The sequence below is a fragment of the Subtercola sp. YIM 133946 genome (assembly GCF_036553535.1).
Taxonomy (GTDB): Bacteria; Actinomycetota; Actinomycetes; order Actinomycetales; family Microbacteriaceae; genus Subtercola.
The window spans coordinates 274,751-288,074 of the sequence record NZ_JAZHPE010000045.1 but is presented as its reverse complement, the minus strand read 5'-3'; the positions used below and the strand labels follow the sequence as shown (position 1 = coordinate 288,074).

The 13,324-nt window shown below is 67.5% G+C and carries 11 protein-coding genes; 6 read left to right on the top strand and 5 right to left on the bottom strand.

Annotation, left to right across the window (positions count from 1 at the left end; all coding sequences use genetic code 11):
- Positions 1–28: 28 nt before the first annotated feature.
- Complete coding sequence (locus V3W46_RS15410) at positions 29–1,207, bottom strand: 4-hydroxybenzoate 3-monooxygenase (RefSeq protein WP_331784018.1); 1,179 nt, start codon at positions 1,205–1,207, stop codon at positions 29–31.
- Positions 1,208–1,313: 106 nt separating this feature from the next.
- A complete protein-coding gene (locus V3W46_RS15405; RefSeq protein ID WP_331784017.1) occupies positions 1,314–1,841 on the bottom strand; it encodes a hypothetical protein in 528 nt (175 codons plus the stop codon).
- A 182-nt stretch (positions 1,842–2,023) separates the two neighbouring features.
- Between V3W46_RS15405 and V3W46_RS15400 the strand changes: the two genes are divergently transcribed.
- A complete protein-coding gene (locus tag V3W46_RS15400) occupies positions 2,024–4,390 on the top strand; it encodes an arylsulfatase (RefSeq protein ID WP_331784016.1) in 2,367 nt (788 codons plus the stop codon).
- A 30-nt stretch (positions 4,391–4,420) separates the two neighbouring features.
- Here V3W46_RS15400 and V3W46_RS15395 read toward each other — a convergent pair whose 3' ends face one another.
- The 3 genes from V3W46_RS15395 to hpaH are packed head-to-tail and all read right to left on the bottom strand — an operon-like array spanning position 4,421 to position 6,820.
- Entirely contained in the window at positions 4,421–5,182 is a 762-nt protein-coding gene (locus V3W46_RS15395; RefSeq protein ID WP_331784015.1) for an IclR family transcriptional regulator, read from the bottom strand.
- A 46-nt stretch (positions 5,183–5,228) separates the two neighbouring features.
- Positions 5,229–6,050, bottom strand: coding sequence for an HpcH/HpaI aldolase family protein (locus V3W46_RS15390; protein WP_331784014.1), 822 nt, complete (start codon positions 6,048–6,050; stop codon positions 5,229–5,231).
- Positions 6,035–6,820, bottom strand: a complete 786-nt coding sequence (gene hpaH / locus V3W46_RS15385; RefSeq protein WP_331784013.1) for a 2-oxo-hept-4-ene-1,7-dioate hydratase — start codon at positions 6,818–6,820, stop codon at positions 6,035–6,037. Before hpaH ends, V3W46_RS15390 begins: the two co-directional genes overlap by 16 nt.
- A 91-nt stretch (positions 6,821–6,911) precedes the next feature.
- On the opposite strand from hpaH, the gene V3W46_RS15380 reads away from it, so the two are divergent.
- Genes V3W46_RS15380 through V3W46_RS15360 form a run of 5 tightly spaced genes read left to right on the top strand, consistent with a single transcriptional unit; the run spans position 6,912 to position 13,323 of the window.
- Positions 6,912–8,429: a fumarylacetoacetate hydrolase family protein gene (locus V3W46_RS15380; RefSeq protein WP_331784012.1), complete on the top strand. Its 1,518-nt coding sequence runs from the start codon at positions 6,912–6,914 to the stop codon at positions 8,427–8,429.
- Positions 8,411–9,175: a GntR family transcriptional regulator gene (locus V3W46_RS15375; RefSeq protein ID WP_331784011.1), complete on the top strand. Its 765-nt coding sequence runs from the start codon at positions 8,411–8,413 to the stop codon at positions 9,173–9,175. Before V3W46_RS15380 ends, V3W46_RS15375 begins: the two co-directional genes overlap by 19 nt.
- Positions 9,176–9,177: 2 nt before the next feature.
- Positions 9,178–10,713: a 5-carboxymethyl-2-hydroxymuconate semialdehyde dehydrogenase gene (hpaE, locus tag V3W46_RS15370; protein WP_331784010.1), complete on the top strand. Its 1,536-nt coding sequence runs from the start codon at positions 9,178–9,180 to the stop codon at positions 10,711–10,713.
- 43 nt (positions 10,714–10,756) lie between these two features.
- Positions 10,757–11,824 carry a 3,4-dihydroxyphenylacetate 2,3-dioxygenase gene (hpaD, locus tag V3W46_RS15365; protein ID WP_331784009.1) on the top strand — a complete coding sequence of 356 codons (1,068 nt, stop codon included), beginning with the start codon at positions 10,757–10,759 and terminating at the stop codon, positions 11,822–11,824.
- On the top strand, positions 11,821–13,323 hold the full coding sequence (locus tag V3W46_RS15360) for an NAD-dependent succinate-semialdehyde dehydrogenase (RefSeq protein ID WP_331784008.1): 1,503 nt from the start codon (positions 11,821–11,823) through the stop codon (positions 13,321–13,323). The genes hpaD and V3W46_RS15360 overlap by 4 nt, the downstream gene beginning before the upstream one ends.
- Position 13,324 lies beyond the last annotated feature (1 nt).

Below are 13,324 nucleotides of genomic sequence, written 5' to 3'. Positions count from 1 at the left end.
TCACATCTGATTCCGGATGCCCGGCTGCTCACGACCGTAGACCGGTGTACTGCTCGGCGAGTGACGACATCGCCTCGTGCGAGTGCGTCACGTAGTCGAGCCGGCCGAGCTGGCTGCGGTAGTCGAAGGCCGCCGCGCCGTCGGTGCCCGGTCGCCGGTGCAGCAGGTCGGTCATCCACTGCGAGAACTGCTGAACCTTCCACTGCCGGGCGAGTGCGGTGTCGCTGTACGAGCCGAGCAGCGCCGAGTCGCCGGCGTAGTGGGCGACGAGGGCCTCGTTCAGCTGCGTCACGTCAGACATCGCCGAGTTGAGCCCCTTCGCGCCGGTCGGCGGCACGATGTGGCCGGCGTCGCCGACGAGGAACAACGCCCCGTAGTTCAGGGTCGAGACGACGAAGCTGCGCATCGGCAGAATCGACTTCTCGGTCACCGGGCCCTCGTGCAGGGTCCAGCCCTCGAGACCGAGGCGCGTCTGCAGGCCGTCCCAGATGCGGGCATCCGACCACGCCTCGATCTTCTCGGCCGGATCGACCTGGAGGTACAGCCGCGACACCTGCGGCGAGCGCATCGAGTGCATCGCGAATCCGTCGGCGTGCAGGGCGTAGATGAGTTCGTCGGTCGAGGGCGCCACGTCGGCGAGAATGCCGAGCCAGGCGAACGGGTATTCGCGCTCGAAGCTGGTCAGGGCATCCGCCGGCACCGACTGGCGGCAGACGCCGTGAAAACCGTCGGCGCCGACGACGAAGTCGGCCGACACCGTGTAGGGCGCGCCGTCGTGCTCGAAGGTGAGCGACGGCGAGCCGGTGAGGTCGTGCACGGCGACGTCGTTCGCGTCGTAGAACACCGGCGTCGAGGCCGCATCGTGGGCGTTCACGAGGTCTCTGACCACCGCCTGCTGGCCGTAGACGGTCACCGTGCGGCCGATCAGCTCGTTGAAGTCGACGTGGTGGCGTTCGGCTTCGTACTGCAGGTAGATGCCGTCGTGAACGAGACCATCGGCCTGCACGCCCGCACCGACGCCGAGTCGTTCGAGGGTCTCGACCGAGCCCTGCTCGAGCACACCGGCGCGGATTCTGCCGAGAACGTAGTCGCGGTCACGGTTCTCGACGACCACGAAGTCGATGCCGGCCTGGTGCAGCGACCAGCCGAGCAGCAGGCCGGCGGGGCCGGCGCCGACGATGGCGACACGGGTGGAGAGATGGGGCACGTGGGTTCCCTAGCGACGGTGACAGGATGCTTGCCAGTATCGCTGCTCGGGGCGTCGACGGGTGCCCACCTTCCACTCACCGGAAGCCGGCTCGGAGTCTTCTCGTTCACGAGATCAGGATCTTCAGCACGATGGCAAGGATTCCGAGGCCGGCGGTGGCCAACGAGCCACAGAGCTTCCAGTACCAGGCTGTTCCTCGACCGGTGAAAGCGATCCAGCCCAAGACAGCGAGCAGTGCCACCTCGATCCACAGGGCGATCCAGTAGGCGATCTGACCGTGTGTGAACCCGAAGATCCCGATGAACATGAAGATCAGGGGTGGGATGGCGGCCAGGAGCAGTCCGAACGAACGGTTGATGGCGATCCGGAACGATTTGCTGACGCTGACGGCTTCTTCGTCTCCGCGGAGCCCTTGAACCGCAATAGTGACGATGAAGACTTGCGTTGCCCAGAAGACGAGCACGCTCAGAACGGTGATTGCGAAGACGTCGGCGACGCCGTTGTTCTCGTCGGCAACGGCGATGACGACGCTGACGAGAATCGTTCCGGAGATGAGTTCGGGGGTGACGAAACTGCGTCGGAGCCGGCGGGAGCTCCACGAGCTGTTCGGCGCGTTCGGGATCTGTGTGCTCACTGCGACCTCCTCGACGCTTCCTTTCGGAGTGAGTACCAGTGTGCAGCTTCGGCGTGCGCCGAGGAACCTTTCGTGTTGACTTAGGCGGCGAGCCGGAGGATCGTGACGACTGCGGCAACGACGCCGCAGCGTTTCGAGGTCGCCGATGAGCCGCGTGCGGCTCCAGCTGGAGGGGGAACTCCATGGTCACTGATCGTCACTCGCGGGCACTGCTCCCGATTCCTGACCGGCCCGCCCCCGATCTCACCACGTATGACGCCAAAGATCCAGACACGTCGTATCCGCCGATCGAGCCGTTGGTGCCCCCGAAGGGAGCCCCGAACATCCTGATCGTGCTCGTCGACGACACCGGATTCGGAGCGGCGAGTGCATTCGGCGGCCCGTGCTACACGCCGACTGCCGAGAAGCTGGCGGGCAATGGCCTGAAATTCAACCGGTTCCACACCACCGCTCTGTGCGCACCGACACGGCAGGCGTTGCTGACGGGCCGCAATCACCATTCGGTGGGTATGGGAAGTATCACTGAGACGGCGACGTCGGCGCCGGGCAACAGCTCTCTTCGGCCGAATACGAAGGCGCCGCTGGCGATGACGCTGAAGCTGAACGGCTACTCGACTGCGCAGTTCGGCAAGTGTCATGAGGTGCCGGTGTGGCAGTCGTCTCCGATGGGGCCATTCGATGCATGGCCGTCTGGGGGCGGTGGATTCGAGACGTTCTACGGCTTCATCGGTGGCGAGAACAACCAGTATGAGCCGGCGCTGTACGACGGAACGACCCCGATCGAGCCGCCGTCGACCCCGGAAGAGGGCTACCACTTGACCGAGGATCTCGCCGACCACGCAGTGAACTGGATCAAGACGCAGAAGGCGCTGATGCCAGACAAGCCGTTCTTCGTGTACTTCGCCCCCGGAGCGACACACGCTCCGCATCATGTGCCGACCGAATGGTCGGACAAGTACAAGGGAAAGTTCGCGGCCGGGTGGGACGCGCAGCGGGAGGCCACTTTCAACCGGCAGAAGGAGATGGGCGTCATCCCGGCCGACGCGCAGCTGACCCGCCGCCACGAAGAGATCCCGTCGTGGGATGACATGCCCGCCGAGCTGAAGCCGGTGCTGGAGCGCGAGATGGAGGTGTACGCGGGATTCCTCGAGCACACAGACCACCACATTGGCCGGGTCATCGATGCGGTCGATGAGATCGGTGCACTCGACAACACCATCATCTACTACATCATCGGCGACAACGGAGCCTCCGCCGAAGGCACCCTGAACGGTGCCTTCAACGAGATGGCCAACTTCAACGGCATGGCCGCCCTTGAGACACCCGAGTTCATGGCATCGAAGATCGATGAACTCGGAACACCCAGCTCGTACAACCACTACGCGGTCGGGTGGGCGTGGGCGATGAACACCCCGTTCCAGTGGACGAAACAGGTCGCCTCGCACTGGGGCGGCACCCGGAACGGCACCATCGTGCACTGGCCGAAAGGCATCGCGGAGAAGGGCGGCCTGCGATCGCAGTTCACGCACGTGATCGACATCGCCCCGACCATCCTCGAGGCGGCCGGTCTGCCCGAGCCGACCATGGTGAATGGTGTGATGCAGTCTCCGATGGAGGGCACGAGCATGCTCTACACCTTCGCAGAACCCGAGACTGCCGAACGGCACAGTCTGCAGTACTTCGAGATGTTCGGCAATCGCGGCATCTACCACAAGGGTTGGAGCGCGGTGACGAAGCATCGCACCCCGTGGGAGATGGTCGGGCCGAAGCTGCCGGCCTTCGACGACGACGTCTGGGAACTCTACGACGCCTCGACCGACTACAGCCAGGCCAGGAACCTCGCCGCAGAGAACCCCGAATTGCTGGCCAGACTGCAGCGGCTGTGGCTCATCGAGGCCACGAAGTACAACGTACTCCCGATAGACGACCGGGGAATCGAGCGCGCGACGCCCGAGATCGCCGGTCGCCCCACGCTGATCCACGGCAACACCCAGCTGCTGTACTCAGGTATGGGGCGACTGTCGGAGAACAGCGTCGTGAGCATCAAGAACAAGTCGTTCTCGGTGACCGCCGAAGTCGTCGCCGACGACAAGCCCCTCGCCGGAGTGATCATCGCCCAGGGCGGCCGGTTCGGAGGGTGGACGCTGTATGTCAAAGACGGCCGAGCCGTCTTCGTCTACAACGTGCTCGGCATCCACGAATTCGCCACCGTCGCCGACTCCCCGATCCCGATCGGCACGCATCAGGTGCGGATGGAATTCGACTACGACGGTGGCGGTCTGGGAAAGGGGGGAGACGTCACTCTCTTCTACGACGGCACGGCCGTCGGAAACGGCAGGGTCGCGGCGACACAGGCAATGGTGTTCTCTGCCGACGAGACAACCGATGTCGGCTACGAATCCGGAACCTCGGTGTCATCCGACTACACAGGCGCAACCAGCAGATTCAGCGGCAGGATCAACTGGGTGCAGATCGACCTCGGCGACGACGACCACGACCATCTCATCGACCCGGAAGAACGCCTGCGCATTGCGATCGCCCGACAATGAGCCGACGCTGAGCACGAGCCGCCGAGCAGGTCAGTGGCGGTAGCCGAGGGCGCGGCTGATGGCGCTGGCCGAGAGGCGCACCACCGGCTCGTTCTGCCGGCCGGACTCTGTGGTGGTGCGCACCACCACAGAGACGGCCGCCACCACGGCGCCCGTGCGGTCGCGGATCGGCGCGGCCGTCGACGACGACCCTGAGGTCATCTCCTCGCTCATCTGCGCGATACCGGTGGCCCTGATCTCGGCGAGCCGGCGGCGCAGCAGGTCGGGCGAGGTGACGGTGTTCGGCAGAAAACCGCGCAGGGGGGCATCCAGATACTCGTTGATGAGTTCGGTCGTCGCGAAGGCCAGCAGCACGAGCCCCACCCCCGTCGAGTGCAGCGGCAGCCGTGCGCCGACCCGCGAGATGATCGGAACCGCATCGTGCCCCGTGAGCTTCTCGAGGTAGAGGGCCTCGCGGCCGTCGAGGATGGCCAGCTGCACGTGCTCGTGCGTCGCCTCGTAGAGGTCTTCGAGGTGCGGCAGGGCGACGGTGCGCAGGTTGCGGGCGGTCGGCGCCTGCACGCCGAGCTCCCAGAGTCGCAGGCCGAGCGAGTACCGACCGTCGTCGGTGCGCACGAGACCGCCCCAGTGCACCCATTCGCCGACCAGCCGGTGCGCGGTCGAGAGCGGCAGCTGCGCGCGTTCGGCGATGGCGGTGAGCGTCAGCGACGAGGCCTCCGGTGCGACCAGAAAGGCGTCGGCGATGGCGAACAGCTTCTGGGCCACGGGTCGGCCGGCCGCTTCATCACTCACTCTTGAATGATGCCACGAGTGCTCGTCACCCCGGCCGGCGCGCCGGTCAGTAGCTGCTCAGCGGCTCGGCGCCAGGGGCCGTCGGGGCGGCGGCGATGAAGGTGGCGGCGAGCTTCTCTGAGCCGCGGGCGAGCAGGGCCACGTCGGCGCCGACCAGAATGAAGTCGACGCCGGCGGCGAGGTAGCGCCGGGCAAGGGGCTCGGCGAAGGCGTTCACGCCGACCGGCTTGCCGAGGCGCTTCACGGTGGCGATGCAGTGTTCGACGGCGGCCACGACGTCGGGGTGATCCTGCTGGCCGAGCAGGCCCATCGACGCCGCCAGGTCGGAGGGCCCGATGAACACGGCCGAGACGCCGTCGACCCCAGTGATCTCGACGATGTTGGCGACCGCCTCGACCGACTCGATCTGCACGATGATCGAGATGCCGTCGCCGGCGTTCTGCAGGTAGCCCTCTGTGCGGTTCCAGCGGGATGCCCGCGCGAGCGCCGAGCCGACGCCCCGGATGCCCCGGGGCGGGTACTGCGCGCTCGACACCGCAAGCCGGGCGAGCTCGGCCGTGTCGACCATGGGAATGAGCAGGGTCGTCGCCCCGAGGTCGAGGTACTGCTTCACGATCACCGGGTCGAGCACCGGCGGCCGCACGACCGGCAGAATCGGATAGCCGTGCACCGCCTGCAACTGCGCGAGCAGCGACTCGAGGCCGTTGGGGCTGTGCTCGGCGTCGATCAGCAGCCAGTCGAGGCCCGACCCCGCACAGATCTCGGCGACCAGCGGGCTGCCGCTGCACGCCCACATTCCGGCGAGCGGCCGGCCGGTCTCGGCAAGCGCCGTGGCGAAGCTCTGCTCGGGGTTCACTCGAACTGGCATGTGATGGTTCCCAACGGTCCGTAGTCGGCGAAGACGGTGTCGCCCGCGTACACCCACATCGGGCGGGTGAACGATCCGGCGAGGATGATCTCGCCCGCCGCAAGCGACGCGCCGTGCGGCGCGATCTTGTTGGCGAGCCAGGCCACCCCCGACGCCGGGTGGTTCAGCACGCCCGCCGACACCCCCGTCTCTTCGATGGTCTGGTTGCGGTAGAGCAGTCCGCCCACCCAGCGCAGGTCGATGTCGTGCGGCCGCACGGGCCGGCCCCCGGTGACCATGACGCCCATCGCCGCGTTGTCGCTGATGGTGTCGACGATCGTACGGCCCTCCATCTCGATGCGTGAGTCGAGGATCTCGAGCGCGGGCACGACGTACTCGGTGGCACGCAGAACGTCGAAGATCGTGCATCCGGGGCCCTGCAGCGGCTCTTTCAGCACGAAGGCGAGTTCCATCTCGACGCGCGGGTGTGTGTAGGTCTGCCACTGCAGCGTTGTGCCGGTCTCGAAGACCATGTCGTCGAAGATGAGACCGTAGTCGGGCTCGGTGATACCGGTGGCCATCTGCATGGCGCGCGAGGTGAGCCCGATCTTGCGCCCCACGAGGGTGCGCCCGGCCTCTTCGTTGCGGCGCCCCCACAGCGACTGCACCGCGTAGGAGTCGTCGATCGTCATCTCGGGGTACCGCGCGGTCAGTCGTCTCACCGGTACGCGGTTCGCGGCCGCCTCGAGCAGTTCGTCTGCGATGCGCTCTATCTCGTCTGGTTCGAGCATGGCTTCCTTCGGTGGTCAGCTGGTGTGAACTCACCCTAACAGATCGTATATCTTCTGTGATACTGTCTCTTCCGACAGAACAGGAACGCCGATGACACTGACGCCATTCGACCCGGCACGCACGACGAAGATCATCGCCGTGCACCTCAGCTACCCGTCGCGGGCGGCCCAGCGCGGCCGCACCCCGGCCTTCGCTTCGTACTTCATGAAACCCACCTCGTCGATGGCCGGCACCGGGGGCGAGATCGAACGCCCGGCCGACACCGAGCTGCTCGCCTTCGAGGGCGAGATCGCCCTGGTCATCGGCCAGACCGTTCGCCGGGTCACTGCGCAGGAGGGCTGGGCCGCCGTGTCGGGCGTGACCGCCGCGAACGACTTCGGCGTCTACGACCTGCGCCTCGTCGACAAGGGCTCGAACCTGCGCAACAAGGGCGGCGACGGCTTCACCCCGATCGGGCCGTTCGTCATCGACACCGACGGCATCGAGCAGGGTGCGTTCCGCGTGCGCACCTGGGTGAACGGCGAGCTCGCCCAGAGCGACACCAGCGACACCCTGCTCTTCGGCTTCGGCCAGGTGGTCTCCGACCTCTCGCAACTGCTCACGCTCGAACCGGGCGACGTCATTCTCACCGGAACCCCTGCCGGTTCGTCGGTCGTGGTGCCCGGCGACGTGGTCGAGGTCGAGGTCGATGCTCCGCAGGCCCCCGGCTCCCCCTCCACCGGCCGCCTGGTCACCACGGTCACCCAGGGCACTGCGCTGCTGCCGCCCTACAGCGCCCCACCCCAGGTCGACGACGACCAGCGGGCCGAGGCGTGGGGCAGCCGGGAGGCCGCGGGCCTGCCCCCGGCACCGGCAGCCGACGAAACCGCCGATGCCCCCGACTCGGCCGCCACGCACGAACCGGCCGGCTTCGAACTCACCCCCGAGTGGAAAGCCAAGATCAACAGCGTCGCCACGGCCACCCTCAGCGCCCAGCTGCGCAAGCGGGGCCTGAACAACGTGTCGATCGACGGCCTGCACTCCACGAAACCGGATGCCCGGCTGGTCGGCCGCGCCCGAACGCTGCGCTACGTTCCGAACCGCGAAGACCTCTTCGCGGCGCACGGAGAGGGGTACAACGCCCAGAAGCGGGTGATCGACTCTCTGACTCCCGACGACGTTCTGGTCATGGAGGCGCGCGGCGAGCACGGCAGCGGAACTATCGGCGACATCCTCGCGCTGCGCGCACAGGTGCTCGGCGCCGCCGGCATCGTTACCGACGGCGGCCTGCGCGACCTCGCGATCGTCTCGGGTCTCGACATTCCCACCTACCACGGCGGCGCCCACCCTGCGGTGCTCGGCCGCCGGCACGTTCCGTGGGACATCGATCTGACGATCGCCTGCGGCGGCGCGGCCGTTCAACCCGGCGACGTGATCGTCGGAGACGCCGACGGCCTGCTGGTCATCCCGCCGCCCCTGGTCGAAGAGGTGGTCGACGCCGCGATCGAGCAGGAGCAGCAGGAGCTGTTCATCGCCGAGCGGGTGGAGGCGGGTGAGGCCATCGAAGGCCTCTTTCCGATGAACGCCGACTGGAGAGCGAGGTACCTCGAGTGGCAGAAGAGCCGATGACCGGGCAGGGCACGGCCAGCGACACCGGCACCGCCAGCGACACCGGCACCGCCAACGACACCGGCCCGGCCGCCTCGCAGAGCAAGTCGCAACAGGCCTACCACTACATCAAGGGGCGCATCTCAGACGGAACGTATTCACCCGGCTTCCGCCTGGTGCTCGGCCCCATCGCGAAGCAGCTGGGCATCAGTGTCGTGCCCGTTCGGGAGGCCATCCGGCGGCTCGAGGCCGAGGGACTCATCACGTTCGAGCGCAACATCGGTGCCCAGGTCGCCCTCTTCGACGAGTCGGAGTACCTCTTCACGATGCAGACGCTCGCCCTGGTGGAGGGCGCGGCCACCGCTCTGTCGGCGCCGGCGATCACGGTCGACGACATCGCACGGGCCCGGGCGATCAACGAACAGATGATCGAGTGTCTCGAGCACTTCGATCCGACCCGGTTCACCACCCTCAACACCGAATTCCACTCGGTGCTCTACGAGCGCTGCCCCAACCCGCACATCCTCGATCTCGTGCACCGGGGGTGGGCCAGGCTGAACACTCTGCGCGATTCTGTCTTCGGTTTCGTTCCGGGCCGGGCACGAGAGTCTGTCGTCGAGCACGAAGACCTGCTGCGCCGCATCGAGGCCGGCGACGACTCGCTCGACCTCGAGATCGCGGCCCGGCAGCACCGACTGGGCACACTGAACGCCCTGCTCGCATACCAATCGACCCACCACGCCCACCCCCACTCGACAGAGAGCTGATCATGGCTTCGCACTACATTCCCGAGAATCTCCCCTCGCGCATTCAGCACTTCATCGACGGCGAGTTCGTCGACAGTGTTTCGGGCGCCTCGTTCGACGTGCTCGACCCGGTGTCGAACCAGACCTACGCCACCGCCGCGGCCGGCCAGAGAGAAGACATCGACCTCGCCGTGGCCGCCGCCACGAAGGCGTTCACCACCGGCCCGTGGCCCACTCTGGCCCCCAGAGCCCGGTCGCGCATCCTGAACCGCATCGCCGATGCCGTCGAGGCTCAGGATGCCCGGCTCGCCGAGCTCGAGACGTTCGACACCGGCCTGCCCATCACCCAGGCCCTCGGCCAGGCCAAGCGCGCGGCCGAGAACTTCCGCTTCTTCGCCGACCTGGTCGTGGCGCAGGCCGACGACACCTACAAGGTGCCGGGCACCCAGGTGAACTACGTCAACCGCAAGCCGATCGGCGTCGCCGGGCTCATCACCCCGTGGAACACCCCCTTCATGCTCGAGAGCTGGAAGCTCGCGCCCGCGCTGGCCTCCGGCTGCACCGTGGTGCTGAAGCCGGCAGAGTTCACGCCGCTCTCGGCCAGCCTGTGGGCCAGCATCTTCCGTGAAGCCGGACTGCCCGACGGCGTCTTCAACCTCGTCAACGGCCTCGGCGAAGAGGCCGGCGACGCCCTCGTGAAGCACCCGGGCGTTCCGCTCATCTCGTTCACCGGCGAGACCACCACCGGGCAGACCATCTTCCGCAACGCGGCCACGAACCTGAAGGGCCTGTCGATGGAGCTCGGCGGCAAGTCGCCCGCCGTCGTGTTCGCCGACGCCGACCTCGAGGCGGCCATCGACTCGACGCTGTTCGGCGTGTTCTCGCTGAACGGCGAGCGCTGCACCGCCGGTTCGCGCATTCTCGTCGAACGCCCGATCTACGAGGAGTTCCTCGAGCGCTACGCCGCCCGCGCCGCGAACATCGTCGTCGGCGACCCGCACGACCACCGCACCGAGGTGGGTGCCCTGGTGCATCCGGAGCACTATGCGAAGGTGATGAGCTACGTCGAGATCGGCAAGACCGAAGGGCGCCTGCTGGCCGGCGGCGGTCGACCCGAGCACCTGCCCGAAGGCAACTACGTCTCACCGACCGTGTTCGCCGACGTCAAACCGGATGCCCGCATCTTTCAGGAGGAGATCTTCGGGCCCGTGGTGGCGATCACCCCCTTCGACACCGACGAAGAGGCGCTCGAACTCGCCAATGGCGTGAAATACGGCCTCGCCGCGTACATCTGGACCACCGACCTGACTCGCGCCCACACCTTCGCCCAGAACGTCGAGGCCGGCATGGTGTGGCTGAACTCGCACAATGTGCGCGACCTGCGCACCCCGTTCGGCGGGGTGAAGGCCTCGGGTCTCGGCCACGAGGGCGGGTACCGCTCCATCGACTTCTACACCGACTCGCAGGCGGTGCACATCACGATCGGCGACGTGCACACCGCGAAGTTCGGCGCCTCGCCGATCGCCCACGAGGCCCCGCACGCCACGGCGATCGCCTGAGCGCCGCCCACACCCCTGACACTCTCGACGAGGAGACCCACGCATGACCATCCCCACCACCGACCTCACCCCGCCCGACGTCATCCGCTGCGCCTACGCCGAGCTGATCGTCAGCGACCTGGCCGAAGCCCGCGCATTCTACGTCGGCGTGCTCGGGCTCGTCGTCACCGACGAAGACGAGAACGCGATCTACCTGAGGGCGTTCGAGGAGTACCTGCACCACTCGCTCATCCTCAGAAAGGGCCCGGTGCCCGCCCTCTCGGTGCTCGCCTACCGCGTGCGGTCGGCCGCAGAACTCGATGTCGCTGCGGCGTACTACGCCGACCTCGGCGTGCGTGTCGAGCGCAAGCCCGCCGGCTTCACCCGGGGAATCGGCGAAGCCGTGCGCATCCAAGACCCGCTCGGCTTTCCGATCGAGTTCTTCTACGAGGCCGAGCACGTCGAACGCTTCACCCGCCGCTACGACGTTCAGGGCGCCGGCGCCATCTCGCGGCTCGACCACTTCAACGTCGTCACCCCCGACGTTCCCGCCGCCGTCGCGTACTACGAGGGCCTGAACTTCAAAGTCAGCGAAGACATCGAAGACTCCGACAAGACCGTCTACGCCGCGTGGATGTACCGCAAGGCCACCGTGCACGATGTCGCCCTGACCGGCGGCGACGGGCCCCGCATGCACCACATCGCCTTCGCCACCCACGAGCGCAGCCAGATTCTGCACCTCTGCGACCACCTCGGCGCGATTCGGCAGAGCGACAAGATCGAGCGCGGACCCGGCCGGCACGGCGTCTCGAACGCGTTCTACCTCTACCTGCTCGATCCCGACGGCCACCGCATCGAGATCTACACGCACGACTACTACACCGGCGACCCCGACAACCCCACTCTGACCTGGGATGTGCACGACAACCAGCGCCGCGACTGGTGGGGCACACCCGTCGTGCCGAGCTGGTACGCCAACGCCTCGACGGTGCTCGACCTCGAGGGCAACCCCGTCGACTCCGTCGCACGCACAGACGACCGCGAAGCCGACGTGACGATCGGCGCCGACGGCTTCTCGTACACGCGCGCCGACGACGTCACCACCGGGTTCAAGCTGGGAGCACAACTGTGAGCGGCACCTCGACCATCACCGCACCGACCGGCAGCCCGGATGCCCGCGAGGCCGAGCTGCTCGCACGGGTGCCGAGCGGCCTCTTCATCGGCGGAAAGTGGATCGACAGCGCAGACGGCTCGACGCTCGACGTCTTCGACCCGTCGACCGGAACGCGCATCAAGACGATCGCCAGCGCCCGCGCCGCCGACGGCGTCGCCGCGCTCGACGCCGCCGTCGCGGCTGAGCAGAGCTGGGCATCCACCGCCCCGCGTGTTCGCGGCGAGATACTGCGCCGGGCGTTCGACCTGCTCACCGAGCGGGCCGACGACTTCGCACTGCTGATGACGCTCGAGATGGGCAAACCGCTCGCCGAGGCGCGCGGCGAAGTCGCCTACGGCGGCGAGTTCCTGCGCTGGTTCAGCGAGGAGGCCGTTCGCATCAGCGGGCGGTACGGCCAGAACCCCGAGGGCACCGGCACGATGGTGGTCAGCCAGCGACCGGTCGGCCCCTGCTTTCTGATCACGCCCTGGAACTTTCCGCTCGCCATGGCGACGCGCAAGATCGCGCCCGCCCTGGCCGCCGGCTGCACCGTCGTCATCAAGCCGGCCGCGCTCACCCCGCTGACCACCCTGATGTTCGTCGCCCTGCTCGAAGAGGTCGGTCTGCCGGCTGGGGTGGTGAACGTGCTGACCACCTCGCACACTGCGGAGGTATCAGACCCGATCATCGCCGACCCGCGCCTGCGCAAGCTCAGCTTCACCGGCTCGACACCCGTCGGGGTCTCGCTGATGAAGCAGGCCGCCGACACGGTGCTGCGCACGTCGATGGAGCTCGGCGGCAACGCTCCGTTCGTGGTGTTCGGCGACGCCGACCTCGACAGGGCTGTCGATGGCGCCGTGGCCGCCAAATTCCGCAACACCGGGCAGGCCTGCACCGCCGCCAACCGGTTCATCGTGCACTCGTCGGTGGCGGGCGCCTTCGCCGACCGCCTCGCGACGCGGGTCGGCGCAATGATCGTGGGCCGCGGCACGGGCGAAGGCGTCAACATCGGCCCGCTGATCAACGACAAGGCGGTCGACAAGGCCGACGCTCTGGTGCTCGACGCCCTCTCCCGCGGCGCCCGGCTCGTCATCGGCGGCGCGCGGGTCGAGGGCACCGGCGGCAGCTTCTACGAGCCGACGGTGCTCACCTCTGTCGCCCGCGACAGCGACATTCTGCGCGACGAGATCTTCGGCCCGGTCGTCACCATCGTCGAGTTCGAGACCGAAGACGAGGCGGTGGCCCTGGCGAACAACACCGAGTACGGGCTGGCGAGCTACGTGTTCACCGACGACCTCGCCCGCGGCCAGCGGATGATCGACCGCATCGACACCGGAATGATGGGCCTGAACACCGGCCTCATCTCGAATGCGGCCGCGCCGTTCGGCGGCGTCAAGCAGTCGGGTCTCGGCCGCGAAGGCGGGCTCGAGGGCATCCACGAGTACCTGTCGACCAAGTACACCCTCATCCCACGCTGAC